Source organism: Thalassobacillus devorans, from assembly GCF_011761345.1.
GTDB classification, from domain to species: domain Bacteria; phylum Bacillota; class Bacilli; order Bacillales; family Halobacillaceae; genus Thalassobacillus; species Thalassobacillus devorans.
In genome coordinates, this window is the sequence record NZ_JAASRY010000002.1 from 548,360 (window position 1) to 570,546 (window position 22,187).

18 protein-coding genes are annotated in these 22,187 nt (G+C 43.3%); 13 read left to right on the forward strand and 5 right to left on the reverse strand.

Annotated features, from left to right (window positions below):
* Window positions 1–77: 77 nt before the first annotated feature.
* Entirely contained in the window at window positions 78–407 is a 330-nt protein-coding gene (locus FHS45_RS09820) for a four-helix bundle copper-binding protein (protein ID WP_062441317.1), read from the reverse strand.
* Between the two features lie 120 nt (window positions 408–527).
* Between FHS45_RS09820 and FHS45_RS09825 the strand changes: the two genes are divergently transcribed.
* Complete coding sequence (locus FHS45_RS09825) at window positions 528–1,469, forward strand: RluA family pseudouridine synthase (protein WP_062441314.1); 942 nt, start codon at window positions 528–530, stop codon at window positions 1,467–1,469.
* Window positions 1,470–2,801: a CoA-disulfide reductase gene (locus FHS45_RS09830; RefSeq protein WP_062441310.1), complete on the forward strand. Its 1,332-nt coding sequence runs from the start codon at window positions 1,470–1,472 to the stop codon at window positions 2,799–2,801. It abuts the gene before it with no gap.
* A 36-nt stretch (window positions 2,802–2,837) separates the two neighbouring features.
* Here FHS45_RS09830 and FHS45_RS09835 read toward each other — a convergent pair whose 3' ends face one another.
* Window positions 2,838–3,485 carry a haloacid dehalogenase type II gene (locus tag FHS45_RS09835; protein WP_062441306.1) on the reverse strand — a complete coding sequence of 216 codons (648 nt, stop codon included), beginning with the start codon at window positions 3,483–3,485 and terminating at the stop codon, window positions 2,838–2,840.
* Window positions 3,486–3,666: 181 nt separating this feature from the next.
* Between FHS45_RS09835 and FHS45_RS09840 the strand changes: the two genes are divergently transcribed.
* Window positions 3,667–4,557: a COX15/CtaA family protein gene (locus tag FHS45_RS09840; protein WP_062441303.1), complete on the forward strand. Its 891-nt coding sequence runs from the start codon at window positions 3,667–3,669 to the stop codon at window positions 4,555–4,557.
* Between the two features lie 110 nt (window positions 4,558–4,667).
* On the opposite strand, the gene FHS45_RS09845 is transcribed toward FHS45_RS09840, so the two are convergent.
* Window positions 4,668–7,880 carry a DEAD/DEAH box helicase gene (locus FHS45_RS09845; protein ID WP_062441300.1) on the reverse strand — a complete coding sequence of 1,071 codons (3,213 nt, stop codon included), beginning with the start codon at window positions 7,878–7,880 and terminating at the stop codon, window positions 4,668–4,670.
* Window positions 7,881–8,255: 375 nt separating this feature from the next.
* Between FHS45_RS09845 and FHS45_RS09850 the strand changes: the two genes are divergently transcribed.
* From FHS45_RS09850 to FHS45_RS09890, 9 genes are all read left to right on the forward strand, one after another.
* Window positions 8,256–9,323: a multicopper oxidase domain-containing protein gene (locus FHS45_RS09850; RefSeq protein WP_062441297.1), complete on the forward strand. Its 1,068-nt coding sequence runs from the start codon at window positions 8,256–8,258 to the stop codon at window positions 9,321–9,323.
* Window positions 9,324–9,741: 418 nt separating this feature from the next.
* Complete coding sequence (locus FHS45_RS09855) at window positions 9,742–11,328, forward strand: peptide chain release factor 3 (RefSeq protein WP_062441294.1); 1,587 nt, start codon at window positions 9,742–9,744, stop codon at window positions 11,326–11,328.
* 198 nt (window positions 11,329–11,526) lie between these two features.
* Window positions 11,527–13,512, forward strand: a complete 1,986-nt coding sequence (gene uvrB, locus FHS45_RS09860) for an excinuclease ABC subunit UvrB (RefSeq protein WP_062441291.1) — start codon at window positions 11,527–11,529, stop codon at window positions 13,510–13,512.
* 6 nt (window positions 13,513–13,518) lie between these two features.
* Window positions 13,519–16,392: an excinuclease ABC subunit UvrA gene (gene uvrA, locus FHS45_RS09865; RefSeq protein ID WP_062441287.1), complete on the forward strand. Its 2,874-nt coding sequence runs from the start codon at window positions 13,519–13,521 to the stop codon at window positions 16,390–16,392.
* A gap of 75 nt (window positions 16,393–16,467) precedes the next feature.
* Window positions 16,468–16,839: a YojF family protein gene (locus tag FHS45_RS09870; RefSeq protein ID WP_062441284.1), complete on the forward strand. Its 372-nt coding sequence runs from the start codon at window positions 16,468–16,470 to the stop codon at window positions 16,837–16,839.
* Window positions 16,836–17,504 carry a bacillithiol biosynthesis deacetylase BshB2 gene (gene bshB2, locus FHS45_RS09875; RefSeq protein ID WP_062441281.1) on the forward strand — a complete coding sequence of 223 codons (669 nt, stop codon included), beginning with the start codon at window positions 16,836–16,838 and terminating at the stop codon, window positions 17,502–17,504. Before FHS45_RS09870 ends, bshB2 begins: the two co-directional genes overlap by 4 nt.
* Before the next feature lie 602 nt (window positions 17,505–18,106).
* Entirely contained in the window at window positions 18,107–19,168 is a 1,062-nt protein-coding gene (locus FHS45_RS09880; protein WP_062441277.1) for a DUF4097 family beta strand repeat-containing protein, read from the forward strand.
* Window positions 19,169–19,203: 35 nt separating this feature from the next.
* Window positions 19,204–19,386 carry a PspC domain-containing protein gene (locus FHS45_RS09885; protein WP_371872028.1) on the forward strand — a complete coding sequence of 61 codons (183 nt, stop codon included), beginning with the start codon at window positions 19,204–19,206 and terminating at the stop codon, window positions 19,384–19,386.
* Window positions 19,383–19,727 carry a phage holin family protein gene (locus tag FHS45_RS09890; RefSeq protein WP_062441272.1) on the forward strand — a complete coding sequence of 115 codons (345 nt, stop codon included), beginning with the start codon at window positions 19,383–19,385 and terminating at the stop codon, window positions 19,725–19,727. The genes FHS45_RS09885 and FHS45_RS09890 overlap by 4 nt, the downstream gene beginning before the upstream one ends.
* A gap of 55 nt (window positions 19,728–19,782) precedes the next feature.
* Here FHS45_RS09890 and splB read toward each other — a convergent pair whose 3' ends face one another.
* Both splB and FHS45_RS09900 read right to left on the reverse strand, forming a co-directional pair.
* Window positions 19,783–20,811, reverse strand: a complete 1,029-nt coding sequence (gene splB, locus FHS45_RS09895; protein WP_062441269.1) for a spore photoproduct lyase — start codon at window positions 20,809–20,811, stop codon at window positions 19,783–19,785.
* On the reverse strand, window positions 20,805–21,062 hold the full coding sequence (locus FHS45_RS09900; protein WP_062441266.1) for a transcriptional regulator SplA domain-containing protein: 258 nt from the start codon (window positions 21,060–21,062) through the stop codon (window positions 20,805–20,807). Before FHS45_RS09900 ends, splB begins: the two co-directional genes overlap by 7 nt.
* 179 nt (window positions 21,063–21,241) lie before the next feature.
* Here FHS45_RS09900 and hprK point away from each other — a divergent pair, with 179 nt between their 5' ends.
* Window positions 21,242–22,177, forward strand: coding sequence for an HPr(Ser) kinase/phosphatase (hprK, locus tag FHS45_RS09905; RefSeq protein WP_062441263.1), 936 nt, complete (start codon window positions 21,242–21,244; stop codon window positions 22,175–22,177).
* Window positions 22,178–22,187 lie beyond the last annotated feature (10 nt).

The window sequence follows — 22,187 nt, forward strand, 5'->3', positions numbered from 1 at the left end:
AGGATTAAAGTATAATAAACATTTAGGCTTTCGCCATAAGAACTTGGCGATAAGCCAAGTGTTTCTAAGCTATTGTATTATGCAATCAGCTTTTCACATTCATCTGCACACTTGCGGCAAGCCTCTGCACATTTTTGGCAATGGTCGTGATCATGCTTCGCACATTCTTCACCACAGTCACGGCATGCTTTTGCACATAATTGGGCAAGCTCTTGGACATAAGGGGTGTCACGGGTCAAGGATTGTTCAAATAGAGAGCAAATATCAGCACATTCGCGGTCAAGGCGAATACATTCGGCCATTTCTTTTACATGTTCCTCACCGAGACAGGAAATAAAGCAATGGTTACATGCCTCCATACATTCGTGCAATGTTTCAATTACTGTTGAATACTTCTCATGACTCATCATAATACCTCCTTTAGTATGATACATAGATAAGATAACCTGTCTACAGTGAAATAAACAGGATTTCTGATAATTAAGAAAAAAGTTTTATAGATTAATTAAGTAGAAAGTTGGTAGCTTATGCAAATGACGAAGGCGGGAGAATGGTGTGAAATCATTGTTCCTGAAGAATGGAAAAACAAAAAGATCGAACAAATTTTAAAAGAAAATTTAAAGATTCCTAAAAAAATGCTTCATCACTTCCGGATGAATAAAGATGTAATTGTAAACGGTCAAACCGTGTCCTGGTCAAGGGTCCTTCAAGGCGGAGAAATCCTTCAAATACGATTATTTCAAGCAGAGGATTACGGGATTGTACCTGACAATAAAAAGCTGGATGTCCTATTGGAAGATGATCATCTGCTTGTCGTGAATAAACCCGCGGGTATAGATACGCATCCGAATGTACCTGGACAGACAGGAACCTTGGCGAATCGTGTAGCTTTTTATTTTCAGGAAAATAGGGTACTGACTAAGGTAAGGCATATCCATCGTCTGGATCGAGAAACTTCCGGTGCTGTGCTGTTCGCCAAGCATGCACTGGCTGGTGCCACACTGGATCGCTATCTGGAACAAAGAAGCATCAGCCGCACGTACCTTGCCATCGTACATGGGCAGCTTAAACGCAGTGAAGGAGTAATTGACAAGCCAATAGGTAAAGACCGCCACCATCCGACAAGAAAGCGAGTATCACCAGGCGGGCAAAAGGCTGTTACTGAGTATAAGGTTCTCAACTATGATACCCAGCAAAATGTCAGCCTTGTGAAACTGAAGCTTCAAACCGGAAGGACGCATCAGATCCGTGTACATATGAGTCATATTGGTCACCCTGTTGCGGGTGATCGCCTGTATGGAAATAAGAAGGATGGCTATGATCGGCAGGCATTGCATGCGGCAACACTATCTTTTCCCCACCCGATTACAGGGGAACAACTGACCAGTGTGGCACCCAGTTATAATTTGCCATTAATTTTACAAAAGGAAATAGATAGAATGACCGCTTATTATAGGAGGGATAGATAGATGAAATATGTCATTATAGGAGGGGACGCCGCCGGGATGAGTGCGGCCATGCAAATTGTAAGAAACAGTGACAATCACGAAATTGTGACCTTTGAGAAAGGAAGCATTTATTCTTATGGCCAATGCGGTCTGCCTTATGCTATTGGCGGTGAAGTGGGTTCTACAGATGATTTGATTGCCAGAACACCTGAGACATTTCGGGAAAAGTATGGAATCGATGCAAGAACAAGGCACGAGGTTACCCGTGTTGATTGTGAACAAAAAGTAGTTCATGGTACTAATCTGGATACAGATGAACCTTTTCAGGAAAGCTATGATCGATTATTGGTAGCAACCGGAGCCAGTCCTGTGTGTCCTCCATGGGAAGGAGTGGAACTGCCGGGAGTTTATCAGTTGAAAACCATTCCGGATGCCGAGAGGATTATGGAGTATATGGGGAAGGACATTAATAACGTGACCATAATCGGTGGAGGGTATATCGGACTTGAAATGGCAGAAAGCTTTGTCCACCTGAATAAAAATGTAAGAATTATCGAACGTGGCAGCCAGCTGGCTAAAATTTTCGATGAAGATATGGCTGCTCATATCCACGAAGAAGCAGAAAAGCAGCATATACAATTAAATTTAGGAGAAAACGTCGAAGGATTCGAGGGGACAGACAAAGTGGAAAAAGTTGTGACAGATAAGGGATCCTATGACACGGATCTTGTGCTGGTGGCTGTAGGTGTAGCACCGAACACTTCTTTCTTAAGAGGCACCGGCCTCTACTTGACTATTAAGGACGCCATACAAGTCAACGCTTATATGGAAACGAACATCAAGGATATATATGCGGCAGGTGACTGTGCTACCCAGTTCCACCGGATCAAGAAAAAAGATGACTATATTCCGCTAGGCACTCATGCTAATAAACAAGGTGGGATTGCAGGGTTGAATATGGCCGGTCGAACGAAAGCGTTTAAAGGAGTCGTAGGGTCGTCGATTATCAAATTTTGTGATTTGAACCTGGGCAGGACTGGTATTTCTGAGTCAGAAGCTCAACAAATGGACATTCCCTGTCACAGTGTAACCATTAAAGCGACCGATAGGGCAGGCTATTATCCGGGTTCGGAAAAAATGACACTGAAACTGACTTATCATAAGGAAAATATGCAGGTGCTGGGGGTACAGATTGTTGGAGGCGAAGGTGTTGATAAACGGATCGATGTGTTAGCGACAGCCTTATTCCACGAAATGACAACAGAAGATCTGCTTGATCTTGACCTTTCTTATGCACCTCCTTTTAACGGAGTATGGGATCCATTACAGCGAGCGGCAAGAAAAGCGAAATAAGGAAAGCCTCAGTCATAGTGACTGGGGCTTCTGGTTTTATGGTAATTCATTCAGGTCCTGGTAGATAAAATCGGGCTGTATACCTAAAGAAGGCCACTTTTGCTGGCTTCTGTTTACCCAGGCAGTTGAGAATCCGTAGTTTTTAGCGCCTGCAATGTCCCAAGGATTGCTTGAGAGGAATAAAATCTCTTTTGGATCTGCTATTTCCAATTGTCGGTGGGCAAATGCGTAAGCTTTTGGATCGGGCTTATATATCTTTGGTTCATCTGCACTTAAAATAGAAAAAGTTTGATCAAGCTGATTATTTTTTAGTAATGGAAGGAGCATATCGTTGGTACCATTCGAAAATATCGTCAAACGATGGTCAGGTAAATTTGTGGTAAGACGCTTCACCTCTTCAAACGGCTTTAGATGCCGATAAGCTTCCATCAATTCTTCCAATCTCCCCGTATCATATTCTGCCTGATTAAATTCTAAAGCGTCGATAAGGGAGTGTCGGGTGATTTGATCGAAAGGCTGATAACTATCGATCAGTTGGCGGATCATAAAATAATGCACTTGTCTTTTTCGCCATTCCTGACTGACATCATGGCCTTTTTCGGGGTAAACTTCTTCCAGTTTTTCCGTGACAGAATGAACATCAAACAAGGTACCATAAGCATCGAATAGATAAGCTTTAAACATGTAAACTCCTCCTTTTGGTTAAAATTTACCCTTGAGTGATACGATAAAACAGTAGGTTCACAAAATGTTCATGGGCGAAATATGTCTAATTGCTTCTTATATGGTAGAATATCATGATATGATTCGTATAGTTATGTAATTGGTCATCGAGTTCATTCGACTGAAATAGAGGGATAAGCTGATGCGAAAATTTTCAATTTTTACCGTTGTTTTTACTTTTCTCGCTTTAATATTAGGCAACCTGGTCGTTGCCACAGAATCCGGAGATGCTTGTGGAGCGGACTGGCCGTTCTGTAATGGCTCCCTGATACCAGTTTTTACTGATTATCACGTCGTGATTGAATATTCTCATCGAATTTTCACTACTCTTCTGGGTGTTGTCATCTTGATTAACGCGGTTGGTGCCTTTATTACAAACCGTCAATCAAAAGCAGTACGATGGTTATCTATGCTTAGTTTTGGATTATTGATCTTCCAATCTGTTATAGGCGGTCTTAATGTATTATTAGGGACCCCTCCCGGCTTTTCTACATTCGATGTCATGTTCAGTCAGCTGCTCCTTGTGACGATGGTGTTGTTGAGCTACAGTCTGCATGAACGTGAATCTCCAGTAGAGCCTCATCATAGAGAAGCAGTTGCGATGAGTTATAAAGCTTTTACCGTAGGATTCCTGTTTTATATTTTTCAAACTGTGCTGGGTGCTTTTTTTAAGCACAGTCGTGCATCCAATGTAATCTTGGATATCCCGGCCCATGAATATTTAATTACAAGCGAAAGTATCGCTAACGTGATCTATTCCTTACATTGGGTGGCTACCGTCATCGTGTTTGTAGCTGCTTTATGGTTTTTGATTTATTCATCGAAATTCCGTTATCATCTGACATTAGCCTGGGCTTATATGATTTTTATTCTATTGAATGCCGTAGTCGGCATTATGATTGTTGTAACAAAGAATACGGTCTTACTCTCATCCATCCATATGATTGTTTCGACGCTTACCATGATGGTTGGAGCCAGTGTACTTGGCGGTTATTGGTTCAAACTGAAAAAACGTCATATTAAGAAAGCCTGAACACTGCTTGTAAGCCGTTCAGTCATTAAAAAGCCTGGAGTAGTTAAATTACTCCAGGCTTTTCTTAGTTTTTTTGGTTTTAGTAAGGTTGCATTTCAAATAAAAGTGTTTTACATATCCAGTAGCTGGCGTATTTCGTCTTCTTTGAGGCTGGTCAGCATGGTTTCACCTGGTTGTATAATTTGATCAACGAGGTCCCGTTTTTTCTGCTGCAGCTGGTGGATACGTTCTTCAATCGTGCCTTCTGCCAACATACGAATGACTTGGACGACCTTTTTTTGCCCGATACGATGGGCGCGGCCGGCCGCTTGTTCCTCGATTGCTGGATTCCACCATAAGTCGTAAAGGATGACTGTGTCGGCTCCGGTAAGGTTCAGGCCGGTGCCACCAGCTTTCAGGGAAATAAAGAAGACATCTTTTTCTCCATCATTAAATCGGTCGACCTGTTCAAGGCGATCTTCCGATTTAGTACTTCCATCTAAATAGAATGCCTCCACCCCCATCTGTTCCAGCTCGTTGTACATCAACTTCAACATACTGGAAAATTGAGAGAAAATGAGCAGGCGATGTCCTCCCTCTTTCAATTCGGTAACAAGCTCTTTCAATTGTGTCAGCTTGCCAGATTCACCCTGGTAGTTTTCAAGAAACAGGCCTGGGTGACAACAAATCTGCCGCAGTCGTGTTAATCCTGCCAGGATTTCCAGCTTACCGCGTTGGAACCCTTTCGTTGCAATCGTCTCTTTGACTTCCGACTGGATTTTTTCCAGATATGCCAGATAAATCTGTTTTTGTTCTTTCGTTAATTCGGAATACTGAGTCGTTTCGATTTTATCGGGAAGTTCCTCAAGTACATCTTTTTTCAGTCGCCTTAAGATGAAAGGACGAGTAATCTGGGCGATTTTTTCCGGTTTCATGGCAAGGAATTTTTTCTTATTTGTATAGAACCCAGGCATAATTGTTCGGAATATCGACCATAATTCGTTAAGCGAGTTTTCAATCGGTGTTCCGCTTAGAGCGAAGCGATGGGTGGCTTTGATTGAACGTGTTGCCTGTGCGGTTTTGGTTTGTTCATTTTTAATTGCTTGGGCCTCATCCAAAATCATCGTATGGAACTTCTTATCCGAATAAGCGGAAATGTCCTGTCGCAATAACGGATAGGAGGTAATGATGATATCATTCTTTTCAGAAGCATCAAGCAGGCTTTGTCTGGTCTCTGGATCACCGGATATCGCCTGTGCCGTAAATGCGGGGGCAAATCGCTCGATTTCTTTTTTCCAGTTAAAAACAAGGGAGGCGGGTGCAACGATCAATGCTGGCTCTTTCATATGCCCTTCTTGTTTTTCAGAAAGGAGAAAAGTTATGCTCTGCAATGTTTTTCCCAACCCCATATCATCGGCAAGAATGCCCCCCATCCGATAGGTAGCCAGCGTTTTCATCCATCGGAACCCAGTCAATTGATAGTCGCGTAAGTCAGCATTTAAATTGACTGGTACCGCGACTTCATAGGTAGAAGGATCCCGCAGACGGCTGAGCAAAGCATCAAAATCAGCGTTGCGTTCTTCTTTGGTGGTATGCAAAACTTCATCCACTTGCATACTTCTGGCTTGTGCTACCTGGACGTGGTTGGCATCGATATCTTCGGTTTCAAGCTCAAATTCATCCGCGAGCCTTCGAAACCTGTCAAAGGCCGGTGTGTCCAGTGCAAGTAATGCCCCTTCTGATAATTTATAATATCGTTTCTTTTCAATGACAGCTTTCATCACTTCGGAAATATCATCGGTTGTGATTCCATCCATAGAGAAGGCGATATCAAGCCAATTCCCTTCTTGAGACATTTCAATGGCAGGGACAAGTTCGGTTTCCGAAAACTTGAGCATGTTTTTGACCGCCCCTGACAGGTAAACATCTGCCAATTGTTTTAGTCTTGGAAGCTGTTCCATAAGGAAGTAGAAAATTTCGTCTTCATCCGTCAGGTGGATATGTTCGCCATCAAACTTGAATTCGCTCATTTCAATGACATGCATAATAGCATTTTCCTCAGTGGTGTTCCTTTGTATAATCCTATCCCCTTCCGGTTCGGCAGCGAGAAAGGGGCGCAGCTGATAATCACCGTAATTAAAGTATAAATCAGCAGTGAGGGCACCTTCATGAATATCGAGGTAGACTTCCGCTTTTAATGGTTCACGTACTACCGTTTCCTTAACCGGTCCGGCATAATAAACAGTTGCAATTTTTTCTAACGCAGGCATTACTTCTGAGAGAACCGGTTCCATATATTTACGTGAAATCGTATGATTTCCGTTTGAGCGATAAGGCAATACACTCATGATATTTTCGTAAATAGACTTCTGCTGATCGGTAATTTTATAGAACTCCGCGTCACGGTAAAGCAAGCTGTAGGTAGATAAATATACATACTGCTTCAAATCGGAAAGGTGAAGCTGAAAGTTTTCATTATCCTTTGTCACTTCAATGGTGAACGGAGGAAGTTCATCATGCAGCGTCCATTGGTCATGATTGGCTTTTATCTCATGAAGACTGCTGTCACGTTCAGCCAGCCTGTCCAGCAAAGATTCGGCAAAAGCAGGCGGGATGGTTAAACGCCGCTTTTCTGCGGAGTGATTCCAGTACGAATCTTTATAGAACTGTTCCTGATGAACTATTTTTTGAAGCGTTTGAAAAATCTCCAGGTCATTCTCCTCTAACCGATGTTCTTCCGGCCGGTAGCTGAATTTATTGGTAATAGCATAAGGCTTTTTCTCAAGAATATGCTCCAGCAACTCTCCTAAGTCTTTAATGACATATAGATAATTGTTGCCAAGCTTCATTTCCAGGCCAAGAATGTTTTTTCCCATTGCTGTTTGCAGATGAAGCTGATAATGGACGTGCAGAGGCACGCGCTCATTGAAAGCCTGCTGCTCTTGAGACTGGTGCACGAATACTTCTGTCAACCGCTTAGAAAAATGATCGCGATCGATCGGTAAGAATTGAGATTCATATGTTTCTGTTTTAATATCCTTTAAGCCTGATTCCTTCAATGCATGATCCCTGATGGCCAGCAAGACAGCAGCTATATGTTTGCAGCTGTAAAAACTGCTGTAAGCAGGGCATTCGCATTTTGCTTCCAGGTCGTCATCATCAAAGAAAAACACGCGAACTTCGTAGTCCTCGGTACCTGTAACGACTGCACGCCATGAATTAATCGCAGCGTTATGAGTTAATCCATGTACCTTTCCTCCGTTGTAATAACGAAGACCTCTAGTATAAAAGGTATTGCCGGTAAGTTTTTTGATATCCTTCGGTTCCAGTAAATATGACTGCATAATGAGCATCCTAACTGATTGCATTATTTACGTTCTATTATATCAGGGATGGCAAATCATTTCTCAGCTTGTTAGTGATAATTTGTTTCATTCTAAACAGGTGATAACTCTCAATAAATAATTAGAATCACTATCTACAATTCATTCACAAGTACGCCATGAAGTATACACATTTTGACCTATTGTGCGTGATTCCTATCACACTGCCCAGCAAGTTATGTAGATAAAATTAAGATGAAAAGATGAGGAAACCAAAGAGCCGACTAATTTCGAAACTTTTGATTAAAAAAGTTTGTTATCGGCCCGCATCAATCCTTATTCATCTCCTCTTCTTTTCATGAAGAGGGCTTAAATAAAACTAAAGAGGTGAATGCAATGAAAAAGTTGGCAGTTTGGATCGGATTCCTTTTCTTGCTCGGATTGTTTGCGGGTTGTGCCCAGTCAGGAAATGACTCAGCAGAAAAAGGTGATACAGATGCAGGTGGAAAAGTGGAAGCGGCATCGGGTGAGGGAGTAGAGGCAATTAAACCGCATCAGGATTTGAACCAGGAACCTGTGCCATTGAAAGTAGAACGAGTCGGGGAAAATGAAGTCAATGTCGAAATGACCGCTCAAATAACAGATATTGAAATTGAAAAGGATTATTTTTATAAAGCTTGGACGTTCAATGGCGAAGCTCCTGGACCGGTTGTCGTCGTAGAAGAAGGAGATATGATCAACTTCACTTTGAAAAATATGGACCCTGCTATCCCACACAGTATGGACTTTCATGCTGTTCATACCGCTCCATCGAAGAACTTCGCAAATGTTGAACCTGACGAAACAGGTACCTTCCGTTTTCCTGCTACGAAACCTGGGGTATTCATGTACCACTGTGGCACCAGCCCGGTTTTGAGCCACATCGCAAATGGCATGCATGGAACGATTATCGTAAAACCGAAAGATGGCTATCCAAATGATGATGTGATCGATCGTGAATTCATCATGATTCAAAACGAATGGTATAAATATAACAATCTTGACGACTTTTCCAATGGGGAACCAAGCCAGGTTGTATTTTCAGTCAAATCATTTGACGAAGATGGCCGCAACACTAACGGAGACACTTTTTCCCTAAAAGATGAACCACTTCTCGCGAAAGTTGGAGATCGCATCCGAATGTATATTAACAACGTGGGACCTAATGAAGTCAGCTCTTTCCATGTAGTGGGGACCATTTTCGATGACGTCTATATGGATGGCAATCCATATAACCACTTCCAAGGACTGCAAACTGTGATGCTTCCGGCCAGTGGAGGTGCTGTAGTGGAATTCACGGTAACAGAGGAAGGAAGCTATCCGATTGTCACGCATCAGTTCAACCACGCTCAAAAGGGAGCGGTGGCTATTTTGAAGGTGACAGAAACAGGAGAAGATGACGGCAAAGCAACTATGAGTCATTGATAGGAAGAGCAGTGCGTTATATTGATGTGGTAGATATCGCGATGGCAGAATTAAAGCGGATGATACACTTACTGGTTTATATCAGACTTATCAAGCCCATAACCTGGAAGAAGTTTTTTTGAAGATGATGGACATCGAACTTGTACCCCATAACAGAGAGATACCTGAAAGGAATGGGCAGAAGGCCGATTGATTTTCCACCGGTTTTGTGCTATTTTTCAAGATATGGAGTTGTCATATACAAAGCCGCTCCAGGCCATGTATGCTGGGAGCGGCTTTTTTGCTTTCAGTAATATTATTGAAAGATTTATTTATGCGAGGAATAATAATATGGAGTTGAAAAGACCGATGTGATTTTATATCCTGCCTGACATAAACGAATGAAAATTTTAGAGAAGATAAATTGGAGGATATAAATATGAGTATAAATGAAGAAATGAATAAACGGCGAACTTTCGCTATCATCTCTCACCCGGATGCGGGTAAAACCACGTTGACTGAAAAATTATTAGTCTTCGGTAATCTGATTCGCTCAGCTGGTACAGTAAAAGGAAAAAAATCCGGTAAGTTCGCTACTTCTGATTGGATGGAAATTGAAAAGCAACGGGGAATTTCTGTAACTTCAAGTGTAATGAACTTCCCATATCGGGATTATCAGGTGAATATTCTCGATACCCCGGGCCACGAAGATTTCAGTGAAGATACGTACCGGACATTGACAGCCGTGGACAGTGTGGTCATGATTATCGATGCCACTAAAGGAATTGAAGCTCAAACTTTGAAATTGTTCAAGGTCTGTAAAATGCGGGGGATTCCAATCTTCACTTTTATTAATAAGCTGGACCGGGAAGGTAGAGAGCCTTTTGAATTAATGGAGGAAATCGAGGAAGTTCTCGATATTGAAACCTACCCGATGACATGGCCGGCAGGAATGGGCAAGCGGTTCCTTGGAGTATTCGACCGCCATCATGAACAATTCATCTCTTATAGTGGCAACGAGGAAGAAACATATATTCCTTATTCTGACTTGGAAAAACCTGAACACCAGGAATTAGTCGAACATCCTACCTATCAGGAAACTCTTGAAGAATTAATGCTGCTTGATGAAGCGGGCGACGAATTCAGCATGGAAAAAGTGATGCGTGGAGACCAGACACCTGTTTTCTTCGGCAGCGCGTTAGCACCTTTTGGGGTGGAAGGCTTTTTCGATACGTTCATCGATATGGCACCTGCCCCGGCGCCACGTCGTTCTACGGAAGGCATCGTGTCACCAGACGATCCGGAGTTTTCCGGGTTCATTTTCAAAATCCAGGCCAACATGAATCCCCAACATCGAGACCGTGTCGCTTTTGTACGGATATGCTCTGGAAAGTTTGAGCGGGGGATGAACGTAACCTTGGGACGTACGGGAAAAACTTTTAAACTGGCACAATCTCAGCAGTTTGTCGCTTCCTCAAGAGGAACAATAGAGGAAGCTTATGCCGGCGACATTATCGGCATCTACGACCCGAACGTTTATCGGATCGGCGATACAATTTTAACGGGAAAAACCAACTTTGAGTATGACGAACTGCCGCAGTTCCCACCGGAAGAATTCAAAAAAGTTACTGCAAAGAACGTCATGAAATCAAAACAGTTCAAAAAAGGAATTGAGCAGCTCGTCCAGGAAGGCGCCATTCAGTTGTTCAAGCGTTATCGATTCGAGGACTATATCCTTGGAGCCGTCGGTCAATTGCAATACGACGTATTCGAATATCGGATGAAAAACGAATATAACGTTGAAGTCGAGCTTCAGCCACTGGGAGAACGCATTCCCCGCTGGCTTAAAGAAGGTCAGGTCGATGAGTCACTGTTCGACGAACGAAATATGCTAGTGCAGGATCGGGAAGGGAACCCGCTCGTTTTATTCAAAAACGATTTCTCCCTGCGCTGGTTCCAGGACAAAAATCCTGATGTTGATCTGATTGATTTGTTTGAAGTGAATCAGTACGATCAATCATATTAAATAGAAAAGAAGCGATACCCGAAACTAGGGTTTTCGCTTCTTTTTGTGTAAGGAATGAAATTTTAGTCGAAAACTCTAATAGGAAGGTAGAAATATGTTCCAAAGACTTTTCAATCGAATATTTGTTCGTATCCATGTTAGAATTGTATAATATTGTGGTAAACTAGTGTTGTATATTCAAGGAACGGAGGTTGCTTTGTGGAGAACGAGAATAAATTCGAGCTTGTTTCACAGTATCAACCAGAAGGGGATCAACCCCAGGCAATAAAAGAACTGGTAGAACGGATCAACGAGGGCGAGAAGCACCTGACTTTGCTTGGTGCGACTGGTACCGGGAAGACGTTCACCATGTCGAATGTGATTAAGCAAGTGAATAAGCCGACGCTGATCATTGCTCATAACAAGACGTTGGCTGGTCAATTATATAGTGAATTCAAGGAGTTTTTTCCGAATAATGCAGTCGAGTATTTTGTCAGTTATTATGATTATTATCAACCGGAGGCGTATGTGCCGTCTTCGGATACTTTTATTGAAAAGGATGCCAGCATCAATGATGAAATCGATAAGCTGCGCCACTCCGCGACATCTGCCTTGTTTGAGCGGAATGATGTCATCATCGTGGCAAGTGTTTCGTGTATCTATGGTCTAGGTAATCCGGATGAATATCGCAGCCAGGTGCTTTCCATCCGTACAGATATGGAAAAAGAACGTGATGAATTGCTTCGTGATTTGGTCGATATCCAGTATGCACGGAACGATATTGATTTCCAGCGCGGTACTTTTCGTGTCCGGGGTGACTCGGTGGAAATCATACCTGCATCCCGGGAAGAGCATGCGATCCGGGTTGAGTTCTTTGGTGATGAAATCGACCGGATTCGTGAAATAGATGTACTGACCGGAGAAATTATTGGTGACCGGGAACACGTAGCTATTTTCCCGGCATCCCACTTCGTAACCCGCGAGGAAAAGATGAAAATTGCAATTAAGAATATTGAAAAAGAATTAGAACAGCACTTGAAGAAGTTCCGGGAGGAGAACAAGTTACTGGAAGCCCAGCGCCTGGAACAGCGGACAAACTATGATTTGGAAATGATGCAGGAGATGGGATTCTGTTCCGGTATCGAAAACTATTCCCGCCATCTGACGTTGAGAGAAGAAGGGGCGACCCCCTATACGTTGATTGACTATTTCCCGGAAGATTTTCTTGTGATGGTTGATGAGTCGCATGTGACGCTTCCACAGGTTCGCGGAATGTATAATGGGGACAGGGCAAGGAAGCAGGTCCTTGTCGACCACGGCTTCCGTCTTCCATCAGCACTTGATAACCGTCCTCTCAGGTTTGAGGAATTTGAAAGCAAAGTAAACCAGAGCATGTATGTATCAGCGACACCTGGTCCTTATGAGCTTGAACATACACCGAAAATGGTCGAGCAGATCATCCGTCCGACAGGCCTGCTTGATCCGGAGATTGAAGTGCGTCCAATCAAAGGACAGATTGATGACTTGATTGGTGAAATCAATAAGCGTATCGATAAGGACGAACGGGTATTGGTTACTACCCTTACGAAAAAGATGTCGGAAGACCTGACGGATTATTTGAAGGAACTCGGAATCAAAGTAGCTTACCTGCATTCGGAAATCAAGACATTGGAACGAATTGAAATCATTCGTGACCTGCGGCTTGGTAAATACGACGTCCTAGTAGGGATTAACCTGCTTCGTGAAGGGCTTGACATTCCAGAAGTTTCCCTTGTTGCTATCCTTGATGCAGATAAAGAAGGCTTCCTGCGTTCCCATCGTTCATTAGTTCAGACGTCAGGACGAGCGGCGCGTAATGAAAACGGCCGTGTGATCATGTATGCCGATAAAATTACCGACTCGATGGGCATGGCAATGGAAGAAACACAGCGACGAAGAGAAAAGCAGATAGCTTTCAACGAAGAACATGGAATCACCCCAACTACGATTAAAAAAGAAGTGCGTGATGTCATCCGCGCGACCATGGCTGCTGAAGATGAAGAAAACTATGAAACCACACCGAAGCCAAAAGAGATGACAAAGAAAGAGCGGGAAAAGATGATCGAGAACATGGAAAAAGAAATGAAGAAAGCAGCTCGCGATCTCGATTTCGAACGGGCCGCCGAGCTTCGTGACGTACTTCTGGAACTTAAAGCGGAAGGATGATGGCATATGGCCAGCAAATCTATAAGTATCAAAGGGGCAAGAGCCCATAACCTTAAAAATATCGATGTGGAAATTCCTAAAAATAAACTTGTCGTTTTGACTGGTTTGTCAGGGTCAGGGAAGTCTTCCCTGGCCTTTGATACCGTCTATGCCGAGGGACAGCGCCGTTACGTCGAGTCTCTATCTGCCTATGCGCGTCAGTTCCTTGGTCAGATGGACAAACCTGATGTTGATGCCATCGAAGGTTTGTCGCCTGCAATTTCGATTGACCAGAAAACGACAAGCAGAAACCCAAGATCGACCGTTGGAACGGTGACAGAGATTTATGACTATTTACGTTTGTTATTTGCTCGTATCGGACGCCCTACCTGTCCGAAACATAATATCGAAATTAGTTCCCAGACGGTCCAGCAGATGGTTGACCGGATCATGGAGTATGAACACCGCACAAAGCTGCAAATTATGGCTCCAGTCGTTTCCGGAAAAAAGGGGGAACATGTAAAAGTATTCGAAAACCTCCAGCAGGAAGGTTATGTTCGACTTCGAGTTGATGGAGAAATGCGCGAGATTTCCGAGGAATTCAATTTAGATAAAAATAAAAAGCATTCCATTGAAGTAGTCGTCGACCGGATTGTCGTAAAAGAGGGCATCGCGTCCCGCCTGTCTGATTCACTTGAAACAGCACTTCGTCTCGGCGATGGACAAGTGATTGTCGATGTGATTGGGGAGGAAGAATTGTTATTCAGCGAACATCATGCCTGCCCGATTTGCGGATTTTCCATTGGTGAATTGGAACCACGCATGTTTTCCTTCAACAGCCCTTTCGGTGCCTGCCAGCGATGTGACGGGCTTGGAACACAGCTGGAAGTAGACATGGATCTGGTTATTCCGGATTGGACGAAGACACTTCGGGAACACGCAATCACCGCCTGGGAACCGACAAGTTCTCAATATTATCCCCAACTACTTGAAAGTGTCTGCACTCATTATGGAATCGATATGGATGTTCCTGTTAAAGATATTCCGAAACACCAAATGGACAAAATCCTTCATGGCAGTGGAAAAGAGAAAGTCTATTTCCGTTATGAAAATGATTTCGGCAGGGTGCGGGAAAATAAAATATATTTTGAAGGTGTATTAACCAACATTGCCCGCCGTTATAAGGAAACCACCTCGGATTGGGTCCGTGAGCAAATGGAAAAGTACATGGCACAGAAGCCATGTCCGAAGTGTAAAGGGCACCGCTTGAAAGAAGAAGCGTTGTCGGTGCTGATCAACGGCAAGCATATCGGCCATACTGTCGATTTTGCAGTAACAGAAGCGAAGAATTTCTTCGAGGGGCTCGAGCTTACCGAGAAAGAAGAAAAAATCGCCCGGATGATTTTGAAAGAAATCTGTGAGCGATTAACGTTCCTCATCAATGTCGGGCTTGATTATTTGACGCTGTCCCGTTCTGCCGGTACGCTTTCCGGCGGTGAAGCACAACGGATTCGACTGGCCACACAAATCGGATCTGCATTGACAGGGGTATTATATGTTCTTGATGAGCCTTCAATCGGTCTCCATCAACGTGATAATGACCGGCTGATCTCTACCTTACAGCGGATGCGTGACCTTGATAACACCCTGATTGTAGTGGAGCATGATGAAGATACCATGCTTGCTGCCGATCATTTGATCGATATTGGTCCAGGTGCCGGGGTCCATGGGGGAGAGATTGTTTCTCAGGGGACACCCAAACAGGTAATGCGGGATCGCAAGTCATTGACCGGGCAATATTTATCCGGGAAAAAATTCATCCCGTTACCATATGAACGAAGAAAGCCGGACGGCCGTTATCTGGAAATCAAAAAAGCAGAAGAGAACAATTTGAAAAAAGTCGATGCAAAAATACCTCTCGGACTCTTTACAGCGGTTACAGGCGTATCCGGTTCAGGAAAAAGTACGTTGATCAATGAAATTTTATATAAATCACTGGCGATGAAACTGAACCGGGCAAAGCATAAACCTGGTAAGCATAAAGAGCTAAAAGGCATGGAACACCTGGAAAAGGTGATCGACATCGACCAGTCACCGATTGGGCGTACGCCACGGTCCAACCCGGCTACTTATACTGGGGTTTTTGATGACATTCGCGATGTTTTTGCCCAGACCAATGAGGCGAAAATTCGCGGCTATAAAAAAGGACGTTTCAGTTTCAACGTTAAAGGCGGCCGTTGTGAAGCATGCCGGGGCGATGGTATTATCAAAATCGAAATGCACTTCCTCCCTGATGTCTATGTACCATGTGAAGTATGTCATGGGAAACGCTATAACCGGGAAACTCTTGAAGTTAAATATAAAGGCAAAAATATTGCCGACGTTCTGGATATGACGATTGAAGTAGCGCTCGACTTTTTCTCAAACATCCCGAAAATCCGCCGCAAGCTTCAAACTATTTTCGATGTCGGACTAGGCTATGTCAAGCTTGGTCAGCCGGCGACAACCTTGTCAGGCGGGGAAGCGCAGCGTGTCAAGCTGGCAAGTGAGCTCCACCGCCGCTCCACTGGGAAATCGTTTTATATCCTGGACGAGCCGACGACCGGTCTGCATGTTGATGATATCGCACGACTCTTGGATGTATTACAGCGGCTGGTCGACAATGGTGATTCTGTTTTGATCATCGAACATAATCTCGATGTTATTAAAGCAGCCGATCACATTCTTGACCTTGGTCCAGAAGGCGGGGATAAGGGTGGCCAAGTTATCGCTACAGGAACCCCTGAACAAGTAGCTGACAACAAAAAATCCCATACAGGTCATTACTTGAAGCCAATCCTTGAGCGTGATAGAGAACGTATGGAAAATAAGATCAAGGAAAAAGAGAAAGTGGCGAAATAAGTACATCTTTTGACGCAGGGGAGGATATTGAGTATCGTTGAACGAGAGATAGTTTGACGGGAGGAGTCTTGTCTGATGGAAGGAATTGTTAAAGGAAAAGTGCAGCAAGCGATTGATCAATTTGCGGAAAAAGAAGTCTTTGTTCATCTAGAAACTACAAATGGCGCATACGCCAGTCATTTTGATGAAAATGCATATAATGTCGGTGCTTTTATCCGTAATGCCAAGGTTAAATATGAGCACGGAAAAATAGTTGGAACTGGTGGCGCATTTCGTGTTGGACTGAAGCTTGATTTAGGATGGGTTTATGCGGAAGGGGTAACAGACTATGAAATCGATGATCAAGGGCGGCTCTTGATGGCAGGCCATGATCGGGAAGGGCGCTTGATGGTAGCCTTGCAAATCAGCGAAAAGCCTTTCTCCCATGAAAGTGTGGTCCAATCATGAGCAGTCAGGAACATGTAGTAGTCATTTACCCCCATCCGGATGATGAATCCTTTGGGGCAGCAGGCACCATTGCAAGCTACCGTGAAAAAGGGAGTCCAGTCACTTATCTTTGCGGGACATTAGGAGAAATGGGACGTAATATGGGGAACCCTGTATTTGCAAACCGGGAGACATTGTCCAGTTTCCGTAAAGAAGAGTTATTGAAAGCCTGCAAAGCATTGGATGTTGATGTCCGCATGCTTGGATACCGGGATAAGACATTGGAATTCGAACAAATGGATCAGGTAGCCGGGCATATCCAGTCGATTCTTGAAGAAATCGAGCCGACACTGGTAATTACCCACTATCCGGGTTATGCCGTTCACCCTGACCATAACGCGCTTGGGACAGCGGTAATAGAAGCTGTCAGCAATATCGAGGACTCTCACCGCCCGGAACTATGGGTACAGGCTATTGCAACTAACTATGAAAAAGAACTGGGTGAACCAGACATCAGGCATGATGTCAAACCGTACTGGGATAAAAAGATGGCCGCTATTGAAACGCATCTTTCCCAGGCTTCAGGTATGATGAGTCTGATTAAGGAAAAACCCGACTTCAATGAGAACGAAGAATTAGAACACCTTCGCTACGAACGTTTTTATCGTTGGAATTTTACAAATTGAATACTTCCAGAAAAGCACCTCATGCCAGCAACCTTGAGGTGCTTTTTTAGTTCTCTTCTTTGCAGGAGTTTTTTTAATAGAATGTGTGAAATCTCCTTGTAGACTTTACAATTAAAGCTCCCTTTACTTGAAGACTCAGTTTCGAGATAGTTGGGTCCGTTACCGAAAGGCTGTGAAGCGACTCGCTTTCCTGCGGGAAAGGATAGACTGGCAAGACCCCACAGAGCTTTAGCTCGAGGAGGCTTGCCGTCTTCCCCGCGGAAAGAAATTAATGCGTAATCACCTTGGGAGACACGACACGCATAAGCAGAACATCAAAAGGGAAGTGATTTTTCTTCCCGTTGATGGACTGCTTATGTCGCGAGTGTCTAGGTGATGGAGCTGGAAAGCGAATCCTTCCCCACCGCCCCTAAACTCCCAAATAACATCTCGAAATCAAGTCTTCGACTTTTCGGCCCTTTAATTGAATAAGACTTTATGATAAATAAACAACAAGGTTTAACAAATCTATATCATAAAGTCACAAATTAAGCATAAAATTATAGGATGGATGACGTATAATGAAAGGTAGATAATCGCGCAGTTGAAAGGGGAGGAAAGCGATGAAAGAGGAACGGTTGCGGATTTTGAGAATGATTGAAGAAGGCACCATTTCTGCCGAAGAAGGATCCAAACTGCTGGATGCATTAAACACAGATGAACAAACACATACTGTTTCGAAACAGGTAGACTGGGAAAACGGCGCAAAAAAAGAGAAGAAACAGCCAGATAAAAAGAAAAAGAATATCATGGATTATTTCGAACAGGCTTTTCAAAAAATCAAGAATGCGGATTTTGACTTGAATTTTGGTGACTATGTGGAAGTTTCCCATATCTATCAAAACGTGGATGATTCCTATGATCGCCTGACAATTTCCATTGCGAATGGTTCATTAACTTTGAAGTCCTGGAAGGAGTCTGCGACTCGTGTGGAATGCGAAGCGAAAGTTTACCAGGCGGAGGACTATGAGGCTGCTAAAAAAAGCCTGCTCAAACAAGTTGATTTCAAAGTAACGGATAACACCCTCACCTTAAGTTTAGAAGAAAAGAAAATTAAAGCAGATGTTACTGTCTATGTCCCTGAATCACTTTATGAAAAAGTTCATGCCAAGCTGTTCAACGGGACGATTGCTTTACAAAGACTAGAGCTGCATGACATGGAATTGAAGACTGCCAACGGTTCGATACATTTGGATCGAATTAACGGTATAGATGGTGATATGGAAACGTCCAATGGGACCATTCATGTTAAAGGAAGTTCCTTTGATGAGCTTGAAGCGGATACCATTAATGGTTCTGTGAAATTAAGCGGAGATTTTGGAAAGCTGGATGCTTCTACTGTCACCGGAGGGGTGACATGCGAATACTTCGGAGACAAAGCGCATACAGGGTTTTTCCAAACGACAACAGGCAGCATTAACATCCACCTTCCTAATCATGTCAAAGTTGATGGCAAGCTACAAACCAATATGGGGAGTCTTAAGTGCAATTTGGATCATGCGAAAATCTATAAAGAGAAAAATGAAGTGGTACGTAAAGAATTACTGTTTGTGATTAATGAGCAGAAAGAAAAGGAATATTATTTAGAGGCAGAGACTAAGACAGGTTCGGTCACTGTTGAATAATTAAAAGGAGGTAGAATAGAATGGAAGGAAAATTAATGAGGTCAAAATCAGATCGTATGCTTGCCGGAGTGCTGGGCGGCTTAGCTGAGTATTTTAATATAGATGCGATATTGCTTCGTATTATCTTTGTCGTGTTGACGATTCCTATTTCTCCTTTAATTCTTGTTTACCTTGCGGCGATATTCATTATGCCGAATGAGAGGAGAATGGATTCATGAAAAATTGGCTGCTCCATATTATTTTAAACGCTTTAGCGCTATTCATTGTCGCTGCATTGTTTCAGGCGGTGCATATCGATGGAGTAGCTGGAGCACTGCTGGCAGCATTCATTTTATCTATTCTGAATGCAATTGTGCGCCCGATTTTGGTTGTCCTTACATTACCAATTACGATCTTGACGCTCGGTTTATTCTTATTTGTTGTCAATGCAATAACGTTATTGCTGACTGATGCAATATTAGGAAACATGTTCGAAATTGACGGATTTTTCACGGCAATTCTCGCTGCCATAGTCATTTCCCTCCTCAACTTGATTTTGAATTCTTTTGTTAAAAAATAATCCTATACGTACAATAATCGAGTATAAAACCTTGTTTATACTCGATTATTTATTTTTAAGTGAAATATTCAAATTTGCCTTCAGGAAGGTATCTCTCAATGTATCCTTTTAAGGTATCTTTCATATCCTCTTGCTGTTCTTTTTTATAAACGTATTTGCCGATTCCGTATTTCCCCCATTTGTATTGTCGCTTTGTTTCATCCATCTCCAGCTTGGTCATCGGGTAGTTTTTTTGAATCGTCTTTTTAGCCGGCTGTGTGAAGCGGTGCTGAATCAATTCAAACGTAAGATCTTTTTTGGCGAAGTCGGGCAATTTGGCTTCCAGCTTTTCAAATAATTCACGGTATCCTTCTTTCCAATCGTCATACAAATAAATCGGTGCGATGATAAACCCCAAAGGATAGCCGGCGTTGGCTACTTTTACGGCGGCTTCGATCCGGTCGTCCAGCTTGGAGGTGCCTGGTTCCAGATACTTGATGACATAATCAGCATTCATACTGAAGCGAAAGCGTGTCTTGCCGTTATGCCTGGCATCCAATAAATGATCGACGTGGGCAAATTTCGTTACAAAACGGAGCTTTCCATATTCAGAACCGCCGAAAAATTCGATTGCTCTTTTTAAAGAATGAGTCAAATGGTCGATGCCTACAATATCTGAGGTGCAGGCGGCTTCAAACCTTGTTTGTTCTGGAGCTCGCTCTTTCATATACTTTTCTGCAGATTCGAAAACTTCTTCTATGTTGACGTATGTCCGAATATACGGTTTGCTCCCCATCGTGGTTTGAAGATAACAGTAGTGGCAATGGCCCATGCATCCGGTAGCTAATGGGATGGCATATTCAGCAGAAGGTTTGGATGTGTCGAATTTTAAGGTTTTTCTTACTCCTACGACAAGAGTGGATTTGGCTACGCGGTATTGCTGAAAATGATTGTCTCCTGGCAGATTCCTGACGTGATTATGGGAGGTGGTTTCTCTTATTTCGATCCCTTTATTTTCGAACTTTTCCTTAAGTTCTCTTCCAAGGGGGTACTCCAATGCCCTTGGCTCAATATACACGAGTTCTGGAATGAAGGGTTTTACCACGGGAGCTCACTCCCGCCGAAATGATCAGCGTATGCCTGTTCCGCTTCAGCTTCGGTTCGATAGATAGCTATTTCTTCTGTCAGCGGATAATAGGTTTCGTATAAAAAGAGAGCGAGCTGCTCTGTCTTTTCCGGGTTACGGACCACAGCTGCTTCCTGTATATTTGCTACATTTTGCGTATGTGGATTGCGGTAAATGACATAAACGATATCCCCTGCATCCAGCGATTCCTGGGGAATTTGAATTTCCATAAAATCACACCATCCTTTTGCGTCTTTTCTTCATTATTCCTCTCCAACTTTCGATTATGAACGGTTGTGGGTGGTAAAATATGACGCCATTCTTAAATAACCGGTTTTTGTCCAAGTTATTTGGAAAAAATGCTACAATAGGATACAGTAATTGAGATGATAGTAGAGGAGGAGACGATATGTCGAAAGTTCGCACCCAGGACTTATTGGACAGATTCGAACTAGAATTGGTGACGGGCGAGGACGGCGTCCATCGTGAAATACATACGAGTGATATTTCCAGGCCAGGGGTGGAGATGACCGGTTACTTTAAGTTCTACCCGAAAGAACGGCTGCAGTTATTAGGAAAAACGGAATTATCTTATTTCAATGAATTGAATACGGAAGAGCGTAAAGATCGGACGGAAAAACTATGTACAGATGTCACTCCAGGAATCGTCATTACCCGAGGTATGGATATTCCACCAGAATTGATTGATTCCGCCAGGGAAGCTGGAGTGCCTTTAATGCGTTCTCCTTATAAAACGACTCGGGTTATCAGCCGGTTGACCAACTTTTTGGAGACAAAGTTTGCACCGTTTACTGCGATTCACGGGGTATTGGTAGATATTTATGGTATCGGAGTTTTAATCACCGGCCAAAGCGGTGTAGGTAAAAGTGAAACAGCACTGGAACTGGTGAAACGCGGCCATCGTCTTGTAGCCGATGATAGTGTGGAAATTCGCCAGGAAGACTTTGATACATTGATTGGAAATAGTCCGCCTTTGATTGAACACTTGTTAGAAATTCGGGGGCTAGGCATTATCAATGTAATGACCTTGTTTGGAGCAGGCGCAGTCCGGAATTATAAGCGGATTTCCATGGTAATGAACCTGGAATTATGGGACCCGAAAAAGCAATATGATCGGCTGGGCCTGGATGAAGATACGATGAAGATCATGGATGTGGAAATACCAAAAGCAACGATCCCTGTCCGTCCTGGAAGAAATCTGGCTGTCATCATTGAAGTGGCGGCGATGAACTTCCGCTTAAAGCGTATGGGAGTCAACGCGGCAGAAGAATTTTCACAGCGATTGACGAATGTCATCGATCGCGAAAAGCATATGGAAGAGTAAGGAGGAGTTT